Origin of the sequence: Brucella pituitosa, assembly GCF_965577835.1 — a bacterium.
In the GTDB taxonomy this organism is placed as follows: Bacteria; Pseudomonadota; Alphaproteobacteria; order Rhizobiales; family Rhizobiaceae; genus Brucella; species Brucella pituitosa.
The window spans coordinates 779,665-801,841 of the sequence record NZ_OZ264094.1; the positions used below are offsets into that span (position 1 = coordinate 779,665).

Below are 22,177 nucleotides of genomic sequence, written 5' to 3' on the forward strand. Positions count from 1 at the left end.
GTACATGATTGGAGAAAGTCTATGAAGCTACGCAAACTTGGAAATGCCCTCGAAGTCTCAGCCCTTGGCCTCGGCTGCATGGGTATGACGGGAGTTTATGGAACGAGCGCCGAAAAGGGCGATATGATTAAGCTCATCCACGCTGCGCATGACCGTGGGGTCACGATGTTCGACACTGCCGAAGCCTATGGGCCGTTCGCCAATGAGACGCTGCTCGGTGAAGCGCTGCAGCCAATTCGTGACAAGGTAGTAATCGCCACCAAGTTCGGCTTCGATATAGACCTCGAAACGGGCGCGCGCAGCGGCGGCACTAACAGTCGGCCTGATCATATCAAAGCGGTGGCAGATGCGGCACTGAAGCGTTTGAAGACAGATCGCATCGATCTCTTTTACCAGCACCGTGTTGATCCCGAAGTGCCAATCGAAGATGTCGCGGGAGCAGTTAAGGAGTTGATTGCGGTCGGTAAGGTCAAGCATTTCGGACTGTCGGAAGCCAGTGTCCAGACCATCCGTCGCGCTCATGCCGTCCAGCCCGTCACCGCGGTGCAAAGCGAATATTCACTGTTCTGGCGCGGCCCAGAGGCGGAACTAATTCCGACCCTTGAGGAGCTCGGCATAGGCTTTGTTCCCTTCAGCCCGCTTGGGGCAGGTTTCCTCACGGGTAAGATCGATGCGAATACGACTTTCGAGCAGGGGGATTTTCGAAATATCGTGCCGCGTTTCGCGCCGGAGTTCCGGAAATCCAATATGGAATTGGTCGGCGTGGTGAAATGTGTTGCTGATCGCAAAGGTGTTACCCCTGCCCAGATCGCGCTCGCCTGGTTGCTGGCGCAGAAACCTTGGATTGTACCGATACCAGGGACGACGAAGCTTCATCGCTTGGACGAAAATCTTGGGGCGGTTGAATTTGATCTGACAGCGGACGATCTTGTAGAAATTGATGCCAAGGCTTCAAAGATCAAACTCAAGGGCGAGCGTTTGCCTGAGGCCGTTCTGAAAATGACCGGTCGGTAAAATGAAATGCCCCACTCCCGTCTGCCTTCCGCATGGTTCGCGACATCACTTGTGATAGCTTCTATCGACGCGATCGCTGGATAAGTCGGTTCGGCGGGTGTCAAAGCGGACGACCACACATTGCTGGCTGGCCGCGGTGTTTTGGAAGTGCGCGAGGTTTATTGCAGCATCCGAACCATTTCGAAGGCGCGTTGAGCCGCCAGCTCTGGATCGTGTTTCGAATCTTCGAACGCACGCAAAACGAATTGTGCTAAAAGATTTTCGCTTTCGGAGGAGTGAGGAATACTGCCCAACAATTCGCAGCAAAGAGTGTATGATCTTTGTACGCATTTGAGCTCATCTGGCGTAAAGATGGTCTTATAAAGCTCGCTAGTAAATGGCATGACCCGATCCCCTTGCAGAAATTAAAGGTCCTGGAGATACTAAACTGCAAGGAATCTTTCGTTTAGATGCGATTATTGATCTTGGAAACATCCAACGGTTTAACCTGTTCCGGTCCATCTTCTCCCTTATTTTGCAACAGATGGTTTCACTTCTATGTACGTGTATGGCGATCATAGGCCGCCCTCGCGGCCGCATTATTCAACTTATATGGCTGTCGCGATGATCATTGAGCTCCGTTTCATATTGTAGGCGATGGTGGTCAGGCGAATTTGAACGCATATCCTGGCTACCTACCTCCTCGCCCTCGCATCCAATGCAAGCCTAATCGTCGTTGATATTGGTGGGCATGATGGCGGTCTGCTGGCAATTGCCGCATCTGCTCTGGCACTAATATCGGCCTTGAAACCATGGACACCAGGGTGCCCTTGTATTTAGCTCCTGGTTGCATGCTCGCTGGCGAAGCAATAATTTCAGCGCTAATGATCGCGATATCTTGAGTTATCACCGTTACCCGCATTGTTGAGTGGCCCCTAACATAGGGGGCTTGATGCCATCAGAGCTACGATCTGTACCTCCGATGGATTTTGAAATATTACGAGCCGCAGTTGTTACGAAATGGCTGACGCAGAGCAGTTCGCATCAACGCCACTCGTCGCCCATCTAAAAGCGGTGCCGGGAAATTCCAGATCGAAATGCGCGCGCTTTAGAAGCGCATTTGTGATGACAGCGCTTCTCCAGGCCATCAGGCTTAATTGCGGCTCGGCGATGCCGTGGCAATGCCTGCCAGCGTTGAGCACAAAGATCCGGCGGTCGGCTGGCCCGTTCCAGTCGAGAGCGAAATCCGCGCCGACACGCAAAGACCTGCCTTCGACAATTGACAGCCGGTCCTGAATTGCAGAGAGGCACTCAGGCAGCGAAAATTTGTAGCCTGTGGCAAAGATCAGATGATCGGCGCTCAGCATCTCGATCGTGCCGTCGAAACCGTTGCGCATTACGATCGACAGGCTTGCGCTATCCTGCTTGAGGTCAAGAACTTCCCGGTATGGAAGCAGGGTGGCCTGTAGGGCATCGCCATCCAGATGACGCTGTTCATAGAGACGCCGATATATAGCCCTGATCGTCGAAGCGGAAATGCCGTCACTTGCAAGCTTTTGATGCTCGACGATTGCATGCCGCCGCGGTTCAGCAAGCTGATGGAACTTGGCCACGTATTGCGGTGTGAAGTGCTCGTCAGTAAACGGTGAATCATCAAGCGGCTGGAAGTTCGGTCGTCTGCTAATCCAGCTAATCTCGTTATCGGAATCTCTTCGTTCCAGCAGGTGCTGGAATATCTCCGCACCGCTCTGCCCACCGCCGATAACCACAATCCTCTTGCCTTTCAGCTTATCCAGTTTCTGTACGGCTTCGCTTGAATGGAATGCGCGATCACCGATTACCGATCCGGCCCATTCAGGTACATAGGGCTTCAATCCCACACCGAGGGAGAGATTGCGGGCCGTTCGGACCTCATTATCGAAAGTCAGCTGGAAATGGTTGCCGCTAAACGTAACCTCACGGATATTCTGACCAAAGTTCAGGCTCGGAATATTCCCTGCAGCCCAAGACAGATATCGCGCAAACTCCTTGCGGGGAATGGCGTCGTAGTCAGCGTTGAGAAACTCATAGAACCGTTTATGAGCAACCAGATAGGCTGCAAATGTCCACGGGCTCGTCGGGTTCGTGGCCGTAACCAGATCCTTCATGAAAGAGGTCTGGAGCTCGGCGCCGGGTAGCATCATGCCTGGGTGCCAGTCGAAATTGGGTTTGCGGTCAAAAAACTGGACGTTTACGCCGTCGATTGAATCCAGCTGTGCTGCGAGGCTGAGATTGAATGGACCAACGCCAATTCCACACAGATCAAGAATGGAATGTGTCATACTGAAACTCCTTCATTGATATTGGTTTGCGTCTTCCGGGAGGAGAGGGACGCCATTTCCGCGAGGTAAAGAGGATTGTTCAGTTCGGTGCCAAGAGCGGGAACAGGCCGTTCATTGGCGTCGCCATAGCCGATCGCCAGACGAACACGATTAATGGCTATGCGCGGTATTTTCGGAAGAAACAGATCAAAAATTGTATATCGTTCGGTCAGTTCCGGGTGGCGTTGCTGATAAAGCCTCAACCGAGCCGAGAGGTGCATGTAGAACGATAATTCGGGATAGCTATCGTGAGCGACCAGTGCTTCGGAAAGAAACCGCAGCACGCTCGCAAAATGTCCGGTCTGGAGATGCTGCTGCAGATGGGGCGCCGGTCGACGCTTCAACGTCGACTTTACATCTGTGGGGAGTGTTGCCAGCTCTGGAAATTCCTGGTCAATCAGATCGGTGTCACCTTGGAAATCCTTGATCGCCACACCGGCAGGAATGTCGCCGTCCAGAAGAAGCGTGATATTCTGGCCATGCGCAATGAACCCAACCCCATAACAACACAAGAAATGGTAAAGCGGGACTGCGACTGCATCGAAGAGACGTTCGAGCCATTGATCATGGGACAGGCCGGATCGTTCGATCAGGGCGCTTATAATGGGACGCCCCGCATTATCAGACTGCGCCAACGCTCCCATCATCATGGGACGCCACCCTTGCGGCAAGTGCTTTTCCGGACTCTCCCGCCAGATGGCCCCCAGCATCTCGCAAAACTGATAGGGTGCGCCTTTCAGTGCTGCAAAGTGCGGATGAGGGTAAAACGCACCGGCGATTTCCTGCAGAATCCGGACATTTTTCAGCGCCGGATCGTTTTCGGCTGTTTCAGCCAGCCAGTGAGACAGCTTTGGTCCGATCCGCATATATTTTCCGGGGACGCCGCGCCAGGCAGACGTATTCAGGATGGTGAGCGGCAGTTTGACATGAAGGGCTCGTCCGCGAACCTGATTGGCGAGTGTCCGTAGGGACTGTTGCGCAATATAGGCATCGCCGAAATAACCAAGCGGCACTAGTCGTCCGGCAGCGATCTCACTGGCATATTGGCTGACGATCATCGATTGCCATTGCCAGGGATGGACGGGCAGCAGCATATGCGTGTCGAGGCTGACACCCGCGTCACTCATCGCAGCAAGCAGATTGTCTCGTTCTCCTGTGCTGAGGCATTCGCCAAGCAACTCAGGCTCTGCAAGATCGTGTGCAAGTGCGAACTGGCAATGACTGCGTGCTGCGGCGAGCCAGAAAAGCTGGATCGGCGCGTCGAATTCCGGCGCATAGGCTTCAATATCCTGCAATCCCCAGCCCAGCCGTCCCTTGTTTGCCGGTGCCTTGGGATGGCCGTCAAGAAGCGTCTGCAACTCCATATCGGACAGGCTTGCCAGCTCATCCGCATCAAAGGTAGCGCGGCGCGCCATAATGCGGACATCTGCCATCAGCGTGTTGTAAAGCTCCTTTGCATAAGTGCAGAACGTGGCTGGCGAAATCTCCAGAATACCACGCGCATCGGCCAGAAAGCGGACTGCGTCATTTGCCGGGGCTTCTTCTGCCGGTGTCACCCGGACAAGGCTTTTCGGATCTATGTGCAATTGCCCCCAGATGCGACGGTGCGCTTCAAAACGGTAAGAAACAGCATCGCCAAGCGCCAGTTTCCATGTCGTTTCTGCCTTGTTCAAAGCCACGGGCGCAAAGCCTTCCTCATACGATAATTCCGAGATGGTTTTGGCAATGGTTGTTCGGTTCACTATTCCCCATATCTCGTCATCAACCGCTTTGCGGCCCGGAAGCGGGCCAAGAAGAGCCCCGGAGACTGGTTGACGGTTCATAACGGCACCTCCTTGAAAAAGCGGTCCCGTTCACAGCACACTAGGGCGGCGCGCTTGTGAGGAAAATCGAATTCCTTCACCTTGTCATAGGCCACATCTGCGCAATAGCTGAGCATCTTCTGGTGGGATGCCCGTGGCTCACCAACGATGCGTTGCGTTCGAGGCTCGTCAAGGAAAAGATAGTGGGTGACCGAGCGGAAAAGTGCGAGCGTCTTGGGGCGGCCAAGGTGCCGGGGATTGCCGATCAGGCCATGCCAGCCGCGATCGAAATCCTCGCTCTCATAATGCGGACCGAGACGATCCTCACGCGCCCAGTAGAATTCGAAATAGCCAGTCGGCTCGTTATCAAAAGTCGCGATAACACCAAAGATATGCGGGTCACGCTCCTGGTCCAGAAGATAGGTCTCGAGCGCCTCCGGGCTTTGTGCAAGCTCCCAGAAAAATGAGACGCGTCCTTGGTTCATCCAGCCATAGAACAGGTCCATATCCGTACGGCGATCAATGGGACGGAAGGAAACGGTCTTGTTCAATTCCGGTATCCAGCGTTCGTAAAACACACCGGATGGACGAGGAGGACGAAGTAATGGCAGCCGGTCAGCCGGGCCAAGCGCCGATCGGATATTGGGATAAGGCATATGCGCAGCCTGCTTGCGCCACAGCAAGGGCAACTGGCGTAAAACATTGCGATCCACTATGGACAGCCCTTCGGCTTCCCGCAGAGCCAAAGTATTGACCTGAGGAAGTTCGCTGGCCGGCGGCAACGCCAAAGATGGAATGTCGGGAAAACGCAGAAACACCGCATCCAACAGGGCAGCAAGCAGCACGGTCGCATCGCTATGCAACGGATCGAGTCTGACATCTCGCAGCGTGATTGTCTGCCGGTCGAAATTGAGGTTTGCTTCGGCGCGAAACGCTCCTGCTTCTCCGAACAGGGATATACGTCCACTCTTGTCCAGCCTTGCAGCAAGTCGCGCGGAATTCGTCGCGCAATAATGCCAGGATAATTCACCACCTATTTCCGTGCTTGGCGAAATGCGTTCATAGTCACTGCTTTTCGTTTGAACATTCATGGATTCACCGTGTCAAAAGGGGGTTGGAAAACCGGATGTAAGAGGCGAGGGGATCGGTCACGTCGGTGTTTTCATTGACGTTTCCAGCCGAGATCATGAAATTTCCCTTGGCGACCAGAGTGGGACTGTGAAGGAGATAATCCAGCGCTGTCTTGTCCCGCACAGGCTGCTTCCTAAGCTGTTCCAGAAAGCGCCGCAGGGCCGCAAAAAGTTCGCTTTCATCCATGAAACGCGCTGAGCCGAGCGCGGCGATAAGTGCAAAAACGCCGTTGATGAATAGATAATACCCAACCAGTTGAGCAGCTTCGTCACTGCCGAAGACATGGTCGGTCGCAGCACCTGCTTCCTGCAGGTGTTCTTGCAGAAACGGCAAGAACGAGCGGACGTAACCCGTGCCCTGACAATCACGGAAATAGAGTGCATTCGGCCAGCCGTCCTGGAGACCAAGAACGAGATTTTGCTGATGAGCGCCAAAAAGCAGGCCGTAATCACCCTGGGCAATCATGAAAGGTGCAATGGCAATATCCAGAAAGCGTTCGAACCAGCGCTTCGCTACATCGGTCTCTGAAGCGCCCTCCGATGCAGCGATCCGGCTTATGAGGTCTGCGACATGACTGCCATTCCCATCTGGATGGCGTTCGCAGAGCGCTGCAAGAACGGCTGCGTGCGGTTGCTGTTCACCGCGAAACGGGTTCTCCCGGAAAACTGCAATCGTTTCATTGTCGATGGAACCGTCTGGCAAACGCAGGGATATCCAGCCCGGCTCGCCCATGATGTGAAAATCTGGAAAGCGTTTTTTCAAAGCTTCGCCGATTGTTCCCGTTATGAGCCGATGGACGTTGATGCCCCGCAGGCATTCGCCTGGTTCTACGATGCGGCGCGAATTGGTCAGCCGGAGGCTGAGCGAGAACTTGAGCATCCAGTCGCTCTCGCGGGAATATATAGCGCGTAACGAGCTGGTCGCGCGCCAGTCGGGGCCGCCGCTGCCAAGATCGATCAACGTGCCCTGACGCTCCAGTTGCTGGATATCCGGGCGTAGCGAAAGGCGAGCCGCCTGCCATGGATGCAATGGAATAAGCTGTTGTCCGGCTGCTTTTTCAATCAGTCGGGAATCCGACGCGATGGATGCGATAGCATCGGCTACGTCGAAGCCATCAGCCGCTCCCTGTGCCAGCAGTTCCGGTTCGACCGCCCACCACCGCAAAGCAAAGGCATTGCCATATTCCGGACCGAAGCGACGGTTGTCTTCGTCAGTGAATTCATCCCGGCTACGTGGAAACGGGTGTACTGCATGGCCGAACCGCAACGCTTTCTCGGCTGTGATGAAATCAGGATCGGATTCAGCAAAAGGTCGTTCATCGGCGGTTTCCCGGAGAAGGCGGGTGATTGACCGCATGCTGTCCAGTACTCTTTGCTGGAAGAGTAGTTTCGCATCGGGGAAAACGTCGCCGCCGATCTCATTCTCCTTGAGTAGCAGAAGCGCCAGTTCCGGCAAACTTATGGGTTCCAGCCGGCCGCCATTAGATTTCCACATGGGCGTGCCGAAACAATGATATCCGGCAAGCGACCAGAAAATTACAGGCACCCTGACCTCTGTATCTGAAGCTGCAAGATTCAGAAGCAGGAATTTTTTTGTGATTTTGTACGGATTTGACAGGCTTTCTTTTATTATTTCCCAATTTTCCCATTCTCTTATTAGAGAATTAAGTAATATATTTTCCGATACAGCGAAGTAATTCGTATTAATTACTCTGTTCATTTCGCTTCTCCGAAATAATTTCAGATTTTTATTTACATGTTATGTTGACGTTGCTAACGGTATCGAAAATTAAACATGCGGTGATTTCCATGATTATCGATGCGACTGCGCGTAAAATATCTTCTCGTCTCTCGATTGCCGTTTCGACTATTGGCTTTAATCAGACAGCATTCATTGCCCTTGTCCCACTCATCGCGACTGCGACGGGTCTGCAAACGGGTGAAATCGGTCTTACGGCGGGTCTTGGTGCAGTGGCCTTCGTTGTCAGTGCTCCTTTGTGCGGAATGCTCGGCACTCGAATTGGTGCGCGGCGCGCTTTGTATTGGCTGGGGCTCGTACTTCTGCTGGCGCAGCTCATCTTTCTGGTGCTGATGATGACAGGTCCGCTGCCCTATGTGATGGCTCTCGGCTTGCTCGTAATGTCGCGCTTCGTCTATGGGGCGGCATCCGCTGGAATTATGCCGATTGCTCAAGCCTGGATTTCCGGATTGTTGCCGCAAAAGGAGCGCACCGTTGCTTTGGCACGGCTCAGTGCTGGTCTCAGCATTGGCCGCATTCTGGGTTCGGCTGCGGCAGTGACCGCCAGTGTCACGCCGCTTCTGCCACTTATGCTGCTTGTTGCAAGTCCGCTCAGTCTCCTGCTGGTGCCTGCTGCGAACGACACTGTTGGCAAAGCTGATCCGCGTTCCGATAGCAGAGCATATCTTTCTCCATTCGACGGACGCATGCTGCCGTTTCTCGGACTTGGATTTCTGGTCACGATGTCTTTCGGACACGTTCAGATGATCCTCGGGCCGTTGCTGCAACTGCGTCTTGCTATCGGTCCGGTCGAGGCGACGGCTGCTTCGGGGATCACGCTGATCGTCGTCGCGCTCGCGATGATCGCGACGCAGATACTGGTCATTCCCCGGTTGCGGCTCGGCAATAGGAGCTGTGTTATCCTTGGCACAGTTCTTCTGGCTGCTGGTGTCCTGCTCGTGGCGGCGACACCTCTCGCATATGCAAGTTTGAGCGGACTGGTGATGGGGGGCGTAGGAATGGCGATTGCCACGCCCAACTATCTTGGATGGCTCACCGGCCGGATGGAGCAGGGAGAACAGGGTGCTGCTGCCGGCTGGCTTGCAAGTGCGCATGTACTTGGCCAGGGAGCGGGCGCGATCTCCGGCGGCTATTTTTTCACAGTCTCTGCGCAGGCACCGCTTTTTGCCAGCGCGACCCTTGCTGCCACGGCGGCGCTTCTCGCCTTCACGATGAGGGCACGAGATGCATGAAGAAGAGGGATGCCGGATCATGACTGCTCCCTGCGAATGGCAACAGCACCTGTGGTCGGTAGTGTCTTGAGCATGCTAATCGTTGCGAGAACGGCCAGCCCCGAAAGCGCTGCGGCCAGAGCGAAGAGAAGGCCGTAGCCCAGTCGATCTGCAAGGATGCCTGAAACCATCGAGCCAGCCAGATAGACAACAATCTGCGCGCAGGCGAGGATCGTAAAATCAGTTCCGGGCTGATCGGGCGATGTGACGCTCATGAAAAGGCTGTAGAGCGCAACGATCTCCATGTACCGGATGATCGTCTGAAATGCCGATGCCCCGTAAAGCGGCCAGATTCCACCCAGTGCGCCGAAGGCATGCAGGGTGAACAGCAGGAAGCAGATTGTTCTCAAGCCCCCCAGAAACCCAAGCACAGCGGCGACACCATTGCGCCTAAGAAGAACGGCGGCGATAGCAGAGCCGGCAATGCCTGCGGTTGCTGCGGCGGCACCCGACAGGTAGCCGATCACGTCGAGCGGAACGCCGGCATCCACCAGATAAGGTCCCTCCATGGCTTTCATCAGCCCTTCGCTGGCCCGATAGATCAGTGCGATCCACAGGATCTGCCGTGCTTCGGTGCGGCGTAGGAAATGCATGATCGAGGGACGTGAAAGAGCTTGCCCGTCGAGCAAAGGTGCTGGATCGGTTTCCCGCATCGACAAGGCGGCGATCAGAGGAATGAGCGAAAGAAACGCGATCGTGCCAAGCATGATCGCCCAGCCTGCGTGGTGATAAAGAACCAGTCCCAGCGTTCCGCCGATCAGCACGCCGAATGCGACCGCACCACCCTGGATGGCGTTGCCAAGAGGCCTGTCTGTCTCATCAAGATATTTTGCAGCATAGCCGTCGGTTGCGATGTCCTGTGTGGCGAGCAAAAGCGATGCGATAAAGCCGACAACGAAAATCCCGGTTACATTATCCGGTCCCAGCGGGATGAGACACACAATGGCTGCAATGATCCCGCTTTGCGTAAGGACGACCCAACCGGCACGGTGAGAGCGTGCCCATGGCCTGAAGCGGTCGACCAAAGGTGCCCATGCAAATTTCAGGACCATGGGCAGAAGTAGAATGGAAAACATACCGATCGCGGTGCGTGACACATTCTGCTCTCGTAAGATGGGAGGCAGGGCGGCAGCAAACAGATAGGTCGGAATGCCCTGAGCCAGATAAAGCCCCGCAAGGACACAGAACAACCGTGTTCGTGAGGAGGGGCGGGCGATGGAAGAGGGGGTAATCGTCATCGCCGATAGCCCCTGTCGGATTCCCGGCCTGCCGAGCAGGCCGTGGTACTGATAAGCTTCTTCATCGCACGACCCCGTCTCAGAACGTTACTTTGTAGGAGAGGAAAACGCTGCGTCCCAATCCTGCGACGGGTGCGTTACGCGTGGCCGTTGCCGTGGGGTTGATATAATAGGTGTCGAAGACGTTGCGGACGGCGAGGCTTGCTTCGCTGCCGTTCTCGAAGGTTTTTGAGAAGGCCATGTTCACCAGCGTGGCGTCCTCTATCTCCTGCTCCTTGATGCGGTCGCGGCCGGAGAAATATTCAACTTCGCCACGGACCTTGTAGCCACCTTCGAATGACACCGTCGTATAGGCGAGCCCCTTCCATGTGGTCGGAATACGGTTGTTAGGAAGGTACTCGTCAGAACCGATGCTGCCATCGCCGTTGGCGTCGTATTTGCCTTCCTGATAGGCAACCAGACCGCCGATGGTGAACATCGAATTGATGTCGTAGTCGGCTCGTGCCTCCACGCCCCAGATACGTTCCTTCTGCTGGCTTACACGGTTTGCCGCGATGTCGTAGTTCACGCCATCCTTGGAGGTGGAAATATAGCTGCTTACGGTGCTGCGAAGATCGCCCCAATCGCCGCGCAGGCCCACTTCATAGGTATTGACCAGTTGAGGCTTTGGCGCGATGTCTGCATAGCTGATCGTGTAGTCAGGCGTGCCGCTACAGCCATAGATGGCAGCTATCGAGCCGTAGGCATCACAGATTTCTGCAAGTGAATTGACGCCCGCGCGGCGTGTAAATGCGCCAATATCCGTCAGGCTGTAGCCTTGCGAGAAATTGCCGAAGGCCTGCACCTCTTCCGTGACGTCGTACACGGCTCCAGCGTTGAAGGTCCATGCGTTGTAGTCGAACGAGCCACCGAGCACACTGATCGCCGGATAGATATTCGCCAGTGACCGCGCGGGCCACGCAACTGCTGTTGGTCGCGTGAAGTCATTTACATCGAGGTAAAACTGGTCGAAACGTGCGCCGCCCTGCAGACGGAACCGCTCTGTAACGGGAATTTCGGCTTGCGCAAAAGCCGCGATGGAATTCTGCGTCATCGGGGCAATTGCATCTTCGTCGTTCAGGAGGGTCTGCGCCACCTTGTCGTAAGCGTAGTCCACGCCCCAGGTCAGCTTGCTGCCGTTGGTGATGAAATCCATCGGTGTCGTGATGGTCATGTTCACGCCCGTCCGGTCAAAATCATATTTCGACTGGTTGAACCATGCGGTCGGCTGACGGGGATTTCCCGAATAATAGACCTGAGTGTTCACAGCCGAAAGTTCGGTGAACGGGGACTGTTTGAAGATCTTGTTATAGAAAGCCTTCACTTCCAGATTGCCGAGCGCAAAATCCTGATCGGTATATTTTGCTGTCAGATATTTGGAATCCTCGCGAAGTGGTTCGCCGGTGTAAGCTGAACCGAATCTCGGTGAAACCGGGTTGGTTGTGTAGTCTGTGAACCATTCCGGCTTCTGCTTGGCGTAGGTCCAGTCGAAGCTTACTTCAAATCGGCGCGGACCGCTTTCGTAGCCTACGACACCGAAGAAATTGCCGTTGACCATCCTGTCGCCGCCACCTTGCCCAAGCATGGCGTCGGATGGCATTTCATTGCCATGTCCGTCATAGGTGCGGCGGGTCCAATCGCCGGTTCCGGAGAAGTAATAGTCGAGCTTGTCTTTTCGTCCCTCAATGGAGATGCTCGTTTCCGGCGCTGTCGATTTGCCGAGGTTTTCCGTATAGCCGGAAAGGCCGGTGCGCACCGTGATGGTCGGCTTGTCACTGGTCCCTCGCTTGGTGATGAAATTGATCGTTCCACCGGTCCCGCCAGCACCGTAGAGGCTCGAAGCTCCGTTCACGACCTCAATGCGTTCAACAGAATTAAGGTCGATCATCGACAGGATGCGTGACAGGTCGCGCAGCGGCGTATTGCGGGGTACACCGTCGACCATGATTAGAACGCTGCGACCGCGAAATGTTTCCGACGCGCCGGATATGGTCTGGTTGCTTGGTGCGAAACCGGGAACCAGGCGCGAAATCAAGTCGCTGGCATTCGGCGAGATTCGCATCGCTTCTTCGACTTGTTCCCGATCAATCACCTGAACGGATTGAGCAACAGCGGCAATTGAGCTCTCATTGCGTCCGGCGGTGATGATAATTTGGTCCAGCCGCGTAACCCCTGCTTCGCTGCCTGCAGTTTCCTGTGCAAATGCTGTTGTCGTTAATCCGCAGCCTGAGAGCAGCAGAACTATAAATTGCCTGTTCATCTTCTTCCCCAAGTAAGAATAGTCAATGAAATCCGAAGGGTAGCGTGTCAGCTACGCTAATCTTCCATCCGCCAGTTGCAGTTGTCCCCGGACGCGAAGGACATGGTGATCGAGCAGAAGGACCGTCCATAAATATCTCCGCTTTCGTTCCGCCGTTATCGGGCGCAGACAGCACTGGCTGTCACGATAAAAGTTGTTTAAACTAGATCATTATTGTCAACTTATAGGGAGGCCTGCGTATTCGGCTTGGTTTTATGCGAAAATTGATAGGACCAGGACGAACTGACCGGAGGTCATTTACCCGTGTTGCAAGGATGCATCATGAACCCGTCTAAGCAGATCGAAACGATAGTTCCGCAGCAGTTCAATATTGCCGAATTGGGGAATGAGAAGAGTCTGAAACTCTGTGCTTCGGCGCTCACCACGATTATTGGTGATGTCTGCCTCTCCGTCGAAGAAACAGGACATGGTGCTGTTCGAGGCATTTATTGTTTGGTAGGCGAGCTGAGGCTTATGACCTATTTTTTCCCCCGCTGCAAAATTGTGCTCAGCGCGAAGGGAGAACATCTGTCAGATCAGATTATTATGGTTAGAAGCATGGAAGGTCGGCTCAGTATTCTTCAATCGGGGAGGACACTGAATGTTGAGGCTGGTGAAGTTGTTTTCCTGTCGGCAAGTTTGCCGTTTGAATGGCAACTTCCACAAGGCGGACGCATTGATTGTGGCAGGTTGCCAGCAGGATATTTTCCTTTTGCACGCAGATCGCTGGATGAGTTTTTCATGCGTCCGATCCCGAAGGCCTATCCTCCACTAAAGCTCCTTATCACCCATGGCGCGTATTTGTTGATGCGTGGGGGGCATGCTCCGGGAGAAGCCGAACTTGTTGTTGCCCATTTCCGGCAAGTGCTGCCTATGGTGCTCGATTTTTTTAGGAATGAAGGCAATGATGCTCGATCAGGAATAAGTCTTTCGCGTATCAAAGCTTTTATAGAATGTAATTTGACAAACAGTTCGTTTGATCTCGCTTTGGCCGCTTCGACCTTTGGTGTCACGCCTCGACAAGTTCAGAAATTATTTCAAGCGGAAGAGACGACTTTTACCCGCTACGTGCTCGAACGCCGTTTGGATACATCGCGGATGCTTATTATGAGCTCAGGCCGAACAGCAATCAGTTCGATTGCCTATGAGATGGGATTTGGTGACCTTTCATATTTTAACCGGGCTTTCCGTCAGCGCTTCGGGATGACACCCTCGACAATGCGCAGTAAAGCCGGTGCAATTGATGCCAATTTTAGGGGTTCTATTTCATTACAGCAGTAAACTTGTCAAAAGGTTAGGTAGTCCCCCTTTTTTAATGGAGGGATTGCCTTCGTTGCCAGTCCGAACGAAGAAAATCTGTGAGATCGGCAAGACACGTAATTCAATGGAGCCTAGTAGGCCCCAGGCTGACGGGTCGCAACGACCCTCACCGAACTGCAATATTCCATGGGATAGGACATCTGTCCTTACCGGTATCGGCAACACTGTTAAAGCGATTTACAATCATCAGGTCTGCGCCCAAATTGTTACTTCGCTTGCTAGAGCACCTGCAGCGGGCCCCTATAGCGACACGGTCAAGGCCATTTTTAGAAGAGTTTGTCTGCCGGAACACATCTGAAATAAAGCAAGCAGATCGCTTCGGTATAATCGGACAGTTCGCCTACAAAAGCACAAACGCATTTTAAATTTGTATGGTGATCACTTGGTTGTACGGTTGTCTTTTGAAGCCATTACATCAGTCCAGTCATCAATGAATCGTTTGCGTTGGGCTTCATCCTGAGTTGCAAGCAGGGCTGGGCCAATACGAACAGGGCGGCCGACACCGCTTTCAACGAGCGATGGTGGGCCATCAACCCCTGCAGGCAGCGCACCATCTCGTGAGAAGAAGAATGCCTTTTCCCTTGCAACTCGCCGTCCACGCTCAGACAAAAGATAATCGATAAAACGCGCTGCGAGTTCAGGATGGCTAGCCTTCTGCGGAATGAGCGTAGCACGGCTCAAAACAAGAGTGTAATCGCGTGGTAGTACGATTTTCAGCTTTGGATTACGCAGGCTCGCTGCATAGGCGTAAGATCCTATGATATTGTATCCTATATATATTTTTTGATCTTCAATATCGGCCAGGATCGAGTTGTTGCAACAGCGAAGCTGAGTATCGACACGGCTCATACTCTCCAGCAATCGTCCATAAGCGGTAGAGTTTTGTTCTGCGTCGAGGAAGGCGAGAAGATAGCCAACCCCGGATTGGCGCAAGTCATAGGTAGCAACATGTCTTCTGAAGTATTCCTGTTTACGCCGCAGCAGATCAGCGAGCTCACCACGCGTATGAGGAACATCCTGCGGCAAGACATAATCACTGTGATATACAATGACAGATGGTTCAAAGGTGAAGCCATAGACCTCGTCGCGCCAATTATTGGCGTGGTTCTCTATTGCCCGCGTTTGAGCAGAGACATGCGGTACAGCACATCCGTCATTGGCCAGTTTCACCATCTGGTCCACAGAAGATGACATCAGAAGATCGCCGAAACTCTTGCCTTCGCGGCAAGCTATATCAGCCTCACGGTAGAGGTCATTGGTGACAAAATCAGTGTACTCAACAGCGATATGTGGTTCAACTTCTTGAAAATCCCGAACCAATGGTTTTAAGGCCGAGGTGTCCGCAGCCCCATTGATCACAAGCCGGCCGGTCTCTTCGCGCAATGCCGGGAAGTGCGTCGTTGTGCCTTCATCTGATTGAGCGTGTGCCATGCCCATTGTTATGATTGTGAAAAAAGTGGCTAGGAGATAGACTTTCAAGATGCATTCTCCGATGCACATGGCAAATCGAGTATCACAGTAAAGCCTGTTGAACCTTTTTCCCTGAAGCGGATCAGACCATCATGTGCCAGCGCAACTTCTGCCGCTATGGCGAAACCAAGGCCTGACGCGGCAGCAGCTTTAGAGGAAGCGGCATTAAAACGACGTGACATCTGATCCCAATTCTCCGGCGGAATGCCGGGACCGTCGTCTTCGACTTCAACGCAGATACGCTGTTCGAATTGCATGACGCGCACATCAAGACGCGAGATTGCTCCATGGCGCAGCGCATTGCTGATGATGTTGGCAATAGCTTCCCGCAAGCTCACCGCGTCACCGTTAACAATCAAACTGGGCTGCCCGGCCTCAAAAGAAATGACCATATCCGGATCTATCGTCAGGGGAATTGTGTGATTGAACGCCATGCGGGCCACTTCAACAAGGTTGACTTTCTCAAGCTTGATGATGCCTGAACGGTGGATGACCATGGCGTGGCTGAGTAGTTGATTGGTCAATTGTGCCAGTTCGCCCGTGCGCGTTTTAATACGTTGAGTACGTTCCCGGTCCGCCTGGTTCATCCGATCTTCGTCCAGCATATCAACTTGAGCGGAAAGAGCAGTCAGGGGCGTGCGTATCTGGTGTGCGGCATCGGCAATGAATTGCTGAAGCCGCACAACACGTTGGTCCAGTCGTGTCATGAAATGATTGATTGCACCCACAAATGGCAGCAATTCCTGCGGCGCAGGTGTCTGCATCGGGGTCAAGTCTTCCGGATTTCGCAATCGCAGCGCATGGGCGAGGCTTGTTACAGGTTTAAGTGCATAGCGCACAGCCAGAAATGTCCCGCCAAGCCCAAGTAAAATCATGATGCTAACAATGAGCACGGCACCTTGCGTCACCTCGCTGGCAAGCGTCCGCCGCGCCTCAGTGGTCTGGGCCAGAACAACATAAATCCATCCACTTTGCGCCTGATCGGCAAGTGCGCGAGCGACGGTAATAATGCGAACTTCCGCACCACGATATTTTTCTGTCTCCAGTTTCGGATCGCGACGCGCAGCAACCAAGTCGTCGTCGATATTGAGATCGGGATAACCGCTGACGACCATCCCATCAGGACCAACGATGCGATAGAAAATGCGGTCTCTTTCGGCAAAGCCAAGAAGTTCAAAAGCAGAAGGCGGCAGGTTCACGATCAGCTTGCCATCAATCTGGGTAATGCCGTCGGCGATCTGAAGGGCCGCGCCGCGCAACAGCTGATCATAGGTTTTATTGGCGGCGGTCTGACCATAATACCATGCTGCTGTGATCAGGATGCTCGCTCCGATCAGCAGAACCATTCCGACGCGAACGACAAGGCGCGAAAAGAGCGATGGTTCACGCATTCTCATCGATCACCAGTTGATAGCCAATACCGCGCTGAGTGATAATCGATACGCCCGAACCTTCGATTTTCTTGCGTATTCTGGAGATGTAAAGCTCGACTGCGTTGTGATTGACGCCCTCATCAAAACCGAACAAAGTATCCATCAGCTCATCTTTGCTGAACAGTCGGCCCGGACGGGTAGCGAAAACCTCTAGAATAGCAATTTCGCGTCGTTTCAGCTGAACCTCGCGATTGCCTATGCGCACGTTGCGGCTTTGTCTATCGAGCTGCAAATTGCCGCAAGCGATGATATTGGTCGTTTCACCACTGTTGCGCCGCAGCAAAACACGTACGCGCGCTTCCAGTTCACGAAAATCAAAGGGCTTGACCAGATAGTCGTCTGCGCCAAGGTCGAGAGCGCCTACCCGATCCTCGATCTCAGAGCGCGCTGTTAGAACCAGAACTGGGACGACTTTCTTCGCGGCGCGCACACGACGCAATATCTCAAAGCCGCCAAGCCCGGGCAGCATGACGTCAAGAATGATTAGATCATAATCGGTAAAGTCGAGAATTTCAGCCGCGGCTAACCCGTCTGTCTCCCAATCAACCGAGTGTCCCACTCGCTCCAACCGTTGATTGATTGCCTCCCCGACATCCCGTGTGTCTTCGACCAATAGGATGCGCATAGTTCATAAATTGCACGAAAAATTATCACTCGCAACAAAATCCTGTCCGATTTTGACAGGTTGCTGACAGTTTAGGCAATCATTCTATGTATTATGGCGAGCTTTTCGTGGGAGCGAAGAGTTTTCCTATATCCTTGGGAGGATATCGATTTGCTGAAAACTTTAGTCTGCTTCATATGAAGCGGAAATACTATTGCTTTGCCCAGTAAAATCGAAATGCAAAGTGCTCGGATGTAAGTATAAAACTTACCAGCTCGCGCAGTGAGTCCTTCCTTGAGATTAGAAATCATTTTGGGAGGACTACGGAAGTGAAGCATTCTTTTTCTTATGCCCTGATTTCAAGCGCGGCAACTTTGGCTATAGCCATGCCAGCGCTGGCGGCAGGCGAGGACCTCGTGGAAGCGGCTCGCAAAGAGGGTTCAGTCACCATTTATTCGGCGACTGATCAGGCACAGGCACAGGCAGCGCTTGATGCATTTGCAAAAAAGTATCCTGGTATCCGCGTCGACTATAACGATATTGGTACAAACGGCGTTTATAATCGTGTGATCTCGGAAGCCGCCGCGAAGCAAGTGGGTGGCGACGTGTTCTGGACCTCGGCAATGGATCAGGGCGTGAAGCTCGCAGTCGATGGATATCTGGACACATATAAATCAGCTGAGAGTTCGTCACTGCCGAGCTGGGCAGTCTATAAAGATATCGTTTATGCGACATCGATCGAGCCAATCGGCATGATCTACAATAAAACAGCGCTGCCAGAGGACAAGGTTCCGCAAACGCGCGAAGATCTGATCAATTTCATTTCCAGCGGCGATTATAGCGGTCGTATCGCGACGTTTGATCCGGAGAAGTCGGGCGTCGGCTTCCTTATTCAGACCAACGATCTGGATAATACCAAAAATTTTTGGGATCTGACCAAAGCACTCGGCGCCGCTAAGGGAAAATCTTATTCCTCGACCGGCTCGATGCGTGAAACCGTGGTTTCGGGCGAGAATGTTCTTGCTTACAATCTGATCGGTTCATACGCCCTGGATTGGGTGAAGAGTGCGCCAAATCTCGGTGTTGCCTTCGGCAGGGATTATACGCCCGCCTTCTCACGGGTTGCGGGTGTTTTGAAAGATGCGCCGCATCCGAACGCTGGAAAGCTGTTCATCGATTTTCTGCTTTCTCAGGAAGGCCAGACAGCCCTTGCTTCCAAGGGAATGCCTGCACTGCGTAAGGATGCAACAGAAGGTTATAACATCGACACGCTCAATGAGCTGGTTGGTGGTAACCTCAAACCAATCGCGCTTGATGAAACGCTTCTTCAGTTCATGGATCCCATGAAGCGACTGAAATTCCTCAATGAATGGCGCGCAGCGCTGAAGGGTTGATCATTATCTGAGCCCTGTTGGCTTAAAACGGCTCCTCCCGGGACGGGGCCAGTGCATCAAGTCTTTTCCCCCGTAAAGACAGTGATGCCTGGCCCGCTCTCGGAGCAACATTGCCCTCAGGCAGTTCCATTCTTGTAAATCGCTTGTTTCCCGGAGGTTACAATCCATGCCGGCGGATACCTATACCCAAAAACTGACCCACGAAGTGCCACGCCACGTGCGTCTGAGGACCCCTCGCGCACCGGGCGAAGCGCTCCTCTTCAGGCGTCTTGTGATTGGCTTGCTGACTCTCTGCGTCCTCACGCCTATTTGCCTGATTATTTATCAGAGCTTTCTCGATGGCCCGTTTTTCAGTGCGAATGCGCAATTGGGGCTAAGCGCCTATGAATACATCCTCGTTGATCCGATGTTTTACGATGCATTGTGGAACACAGTCATCATGGCTGTGGGCATGGTGCTGATCGCGGTTCCTCTTGGCGCAGCGCTCTCCTTCTTGCTCACTCGTACAGACGTCCGGTTTCGCAAGGCGCTGGAAGTTATCGTGCTGGTTCCGATGTTTATTTCAGCACTGGTGCTGGCGTTTGGCTATACGGTCGCTATCGGGCCATCCGGATTTGTGTCGATCTTTGTACGCGACATCTTCGGTTTCGTACCATGGAATATCTACTCGTTGAGTGGCATTGTACTGGTTACCGGGCTTGCCCATGTTCCGCATGTCTATCTTTATGTATCGGCCGCCATGCGCAACCTGCCTTCCGATCTGGAAGAGGCAGCGCGTATTACCGGCGCGCCCATCTGGCGTGTCTGCTGGGATGTTACGGTTCCGATGGTCCTGCCTGCACTGATCTTCGCAACAGCACTTAACCTGCTGATCGGCTTTGAGATGTTTGGTGTACCTCTGGTGCTCGGTGATCCAAGCGGCATCAATGTTCTGACGACCTATATCTATAAGCTTACCACGTTGTTCGGTGTTCCAACCTATCAGCTGATGGCCGTTGTGGTTGTGTTGCTGGTGCTCCTGACCTTGCCTTTGGTATGGTATCAGCGTCGCCTGTTGCGCCATAGCCGCCGATATGCGGCACTGGGCGGAAAAGGCTCGCGTACAACCGTCATGCGCCTTGGTCGGGCAGGGCAGATTATCGCGCTTTCCATTATCGGTTTCTGGCTCTTCCTGTCGGTTATCTTGCCAATTGGCGGCATTATACTGCGCGCTTTCGTTGATGCATGGGGGCAGGGCGTCAATCCGTTTGCTCATCTCACAACAAAGCATTTCAACGCTCTTTTTGAAGTGCCGAGCCTTTATCGCGGCGTTCTCAATACGATCATTCTGGCGGTTGTAGGCGGAGCTGTAGCGGTCGCGCTCTATCTGGTCGTCGGGCTTGCCGGTCATCGCAATCGTGACGTTTCCAATACCGTTCTTGACTATATGGTCCTGCTACCACGCTCCATGCCCAGCTTGATTATCGGTCTGGCATTCTTCTGGCTCTTCCTGTTCATCCCGTTCCTCGTGCCACTGCGAACGACATTGATAAGCCTGTTCATCGCTTATCTGATTGTGGGTCTTTCCTATGGTCTTCGTCTTCTGCAAGGCACGCTCATTCAGGTAAGCCCGGAACTGGAAGAAGCAGCGCGCACGACCGGCGCAACCATTGGTCAGACCTGGCGTGATGTCGTCATTCCTATCGTGCGTCCGGGACTTGTTGGCGCATGGGCGCTCATCATGATCGTCTTCTTACGCGACTACGCAACCGGCATTTATCTCATGAGCGCTGGAACCGAAGTTATCGGCTCTCTGATGGTGTCGATGATCCAGTCGGGTGCAATGGACACGATTGCAGCACTCGCCTTTGTCAGTATCGTTCTTACCGGCGCAGGCCTTGGTCTCGCCCTTCGTCTGGGAGCAAAAATCCATGACTGAACTCGTTGTACGTGACGTTCACAAATATCTCGGTGGCTTGCATATTCTGCAAGGAGCCTCCTTCACGGCTGAACGCGGCTCCATTGTCTCGCTGCTTGGCGCATCGGGCAGCGGCAAAACGACTTTGCTGCGCTGCATTGCTGGCCTTGAACAACCTGAGCAAGGCCTGATCAGTATCGGCGGCAAGCCGATGCTCGATGGCAGCAAAGGACTGACTGTTGCTCCGGAAAACCGCAATATCGGCCTTGTGTTTCAATCTTACGCGCTCTGGCCTCATCGTACCGTGATGGAAAATGTCGCCTATGGCCTCAAACTGCGTGGGGTCAACAAGGTGGAGGCAGGTAAGCGCGTGCAGGCAACGCTGGAAAAGATCGGGCTCGGCCATCTGGCCGAGCGTTATCCAGATCAGCTTTCTGGTGGACAGCAGCAGCGCGTCGCCATTTGTCGTGCATTGGTCTATGAACCGCGTGTGCTTCTCATGGATGAACCGCTTTCCAATCTCGATGCAAAGCTACGCGAAGAAGCGCGTTACTGGATACGTAAACTGATCCTTGATCTCGAAATCTGCGGTGTTCTTGTTACCCATGATCAATCGGAAGCTCTTGCTGCATCCGACAACATCCTGCTGTTGCGCAACGGTGCCATCGTGCAGGAAGGAACACCACAAGATATCTACACCAAGCCGAAAAGCTTTTATGCGGCCGATTTTCTCGGGGCCAATAATATCGCCAATGGTGAGATACGTCGGACAGGCGAAGCCGCCAGCATCCACGGACCCAACTGGCAGTTGGATGGTGTGATCGTTGGGAAAAGCGACGAAAAGGATGATAAGGCCGTGATCCGGGTTGAGCAGATTGCCGTGCACGATGCCCCTGGTCAGCACCGTAAGGAGATGCATCTCGACGCTTGCTTGTATCTCGGTGACCGTTGGGAATATCGGTTGCGCGCCGGAGATTTTGCAGCCAAAGCCTTTGGTCCAAAGGCTTTGCCGCAAGGTCCGGTCTGGGTCGATATCCCACGCGAGAGCGTCTGGCTTTTTGCGCGCGCCGCTTAATTCAAGACATGCCTCAACGCAAATAGTTAGAGCGTCGATCTGATTCAATCAGATCGACGCTTCAGGGTTTGCAGAGAATTCAGTTTCGGGATA

Annotated in this window: 15 protein-coding genes; 6 read left to right on the top strand and 9 right to left on the bottom strand. The window is 53.5% G+C overall.

Annotated features, from left to right (window positions below; translation table 11 throughout):
* Positions 1 to 21: 21 nt before the first annotated feature.
* Complete coding sequence (locus tag ACSME1_RS22960; protein ID WP_435655568.1) at positions 22 to 1,014, top strand: aldo/keto reductase; 993 nt, start codon at positions 22 to 24, stop codon at positions 1,012 to 1,014.
* 992 nt (positions 1,015 to 2,006) lie between these two features.
* Here ACSME1_RS22960 and ACSME1_RS22965 read toward each other — a convergent pair.
* The 4 genes from ACSME1_RS22965 to ACSME1_RS22980 are packed head-to-tail and all read right to left on the bottom strand — an operon-like array spanning position 2,007 to position 7,780.
* The gene (locus ACSME1_RS22965) at positions 2,007 to 3,314 is read right to left on the bottom strand and encodes a lysine N(6)-hydroxylase/L-ornithine N(5)-oxygenase family protein (RefSeq protein ID WP_100557889.1); all 1,308 of its coding nucleotides are present in this window, start codon (positions 3,312 to 3,314) and stop codon (positions 2,007 to 2,009) included.
* Positions 3,311 to 5,176 (bottom strand): IucA/IucC family protein, encoded by a 1,866-nt coding sequence (locus tag ACSME1_RS22970; protein ID WP_435655569.1) that lies wholly within the window; start codon positions 5,174 to 5,176, stop codon positions 3,311 to 3,313. The genes ACSME1_RS22965 and ACSME1_RS22970 overlap by 4 nt, the downstream gene beginning before the upstream one ends.
* Positions 5,173 to 6,246: a GNAT family N-acetyltransferase gene (locus tag ACSME1_RS22975; RefSeq protein ID WP_435655570.1), complete on the bottom strand. Its 1,074-nt coding sequence runs from the start codon at positions 6,244 to 6,246 to the stop codon at positions 5,173 to 5,175. The genes ACSME1_RS22970 and ACSME1_RS22975 overlap by 4 nt, the downstream gene beginning before the upstream one ends.
* Before the next feature lie 4 nt (positions 6,247 to 6,250).
* Positions 6,251 to 7,780 carry an IucA/IucC family protein gene (locus ACSME1_RS22980; protein WP_435655571.1) on the bottom strand — a complete coding sequence of 510 codons (1,530 nt, stop codon included), beginning with the start codon at positions 7,778 to 7,780 and terminating at the stop codon, positions 6,251 to 6,253.
* Positions 7,781 to 8,094: 314 nt separating this feature from the next.
* Between ACSME1_RS22980 and ACSME1_RS22985 the strand changes: the two genes are divergently transcribed.
* Positions 8,095 to 9,276: an MFS transporter gene (locus ACSME1_RS22985; protein ID WP_435655572.1), complete on the top strand. Its 1,182-nt coding sequence runs from the start codon at positions 8,095 to 8,097 to the stop codon at positions 9,274 to 9,276.
* Positions 9,277 to 9,293: 17 nt separating this feature from the next.
* Here the strand turns inward: ACSME1_RS22985 and ACSME1_RS22990 are convergent, their stop codons facing one another.
* Positions 9,294 to 10,553, bottom strand: a complete 1,260-nt coding sequence (locus tag ACSME1_RS22990; protein ID WP_435655573.1) for an MFS transporter — start codon at positions 10,551 to 10,553, stop codon at positions 9,294 to 9,296.
* Between the two features lie 79 nt (positions 10,554 to 10,632).
* The gene (locus ACSME1_RS22995; protein ID WP_435655574.1) at positions 10,633 to 12,852 is read right to left on the bottom strand and encodes a TonB-dependent receptor; all 2,220 of its coding nucleotides are present in this window, start codon (positions 12,850 to 12,852) and stop codon (positions 10,633 to 10,635) included.
* A 321-nt stretch (positions 12,853 to 13,173) separates the two neighbouring features.
* Here ACSME1_RS22995 and ACSME1_RS23000 point away from each other — a divergent pair, with 321 nt between their 5' ends.
* Complete coding sequence (locus ACSME1_RS23000) at positions 13,174 to 14,172, top strand: helix-turn-helix transcriptional regulator (protein ID WP_100557882.1); 999 nt, start codon at positions 13,174 to 13,176, stop codon at positions 14,170 to 14,172.
* A gap of 417 nt (positions 14,173 to 14,589) precedes the next feature.
* Here ACSME1_RS23000 and ACSME1_RS23005 read toward each other — a convergent pair whose 3' ends face one another.
* The 3 genes from ACSME1_RS23005 to ACSME1_RS23015 are packed head-to-tail and all read right to left on the bottom strand — an operon-like array spanning position 14,590 to position 17,739.
* Complete coding sequence (locus ACSME1_RS23005; protein ID WP_435655575.1) at positions 14,590 to 15,690, bottom strand: ABC transporter substrate-binding protein; 1,101 nt, start codon at positions 15,688 to 15,690, stop codon at positions 14,590 to 14,592.
* The gene (locus ACSME1_RS23010; protein WP_435655576.1) at positions 15,687 to 17,072 is read right to left on the bottom strand and encodes a sensor histidine kinase; all 1,386 of its coding nucleotides are present in this window, start codon (positions 17,070 to 17,072) and stop codon (positions 15,687 to 15,689) included. The genes ACSME1_RS23005 and ACSME1_RS23010 overlap by 4 nt, the downstream gene beginning before the upstream one ends.
* Positions 17,065 to 17,739, bottom strand: a complete 675-nt coding sequence (locus ACSME1_RS23015) for a response regulator transcription factor (RefSeq protein WP_435655577.1) — start codon at positions 17,737 to 17,739, stop codon at positions 17,065 to 17,067. The genes ACSME1_RS23010 and ACSME1_RS23015 overlap by 8 nt, the downstream gene beginning before the upstream one ends.
* Positions 17,740 to 18,047: 308 nt before the next feature.
* Here ACSME1_RS23015 and ACSME1_RS23020 point away from each other — a divergent pair, with 308 nt between their 5' ends.
* The 3 genes from ACSME1_RS23020 (at position 18,048) to ACSME1_RS23030 (ending at position 22,084) form a co-directional block, all read left to right on the top strand.
* Complete coding sequence (locus tag ACSME1_RS23020; RefSeq protein WP_435655578.1) at positions 18,048 to 19,112, top strand: ABC transporter substrate-binding protein; 1,065 nt, start codon at positions 18,048 to 18,050, stop codon at positions 19,110 to 19,112.
* Between the two features lie 166 nt (positions 19,113 to 19,278).
* Positions 19,279 to 21,030: an ABC transporter permease gene (locus ACSME1_RS23025; RefSeq protein ID WP_435655579.1), complete on the top strand. Its 1,752-nt coding sequence runs from the start codon at positions 19,279 to 19,281 to the stop codon at positions 21,028 to 21,030.
* A complete protein-coding gene (locus ACSME1_RS23030) occupies positions 21,023 to 22,084 on the top strand; it encodes an ABC transporter ATP-binding protein (protein WP_100557877.1) in 1,062 nt (353 codons plus the stop codon). Before ACSME1_RS23025 ends, ACSME1_RS23030 begins: the two co-directional genes overlap by 8 nt.
* The last annotated feature ends 93 nt before the right edge of the window (positions 22,085 to 22,177 follow it).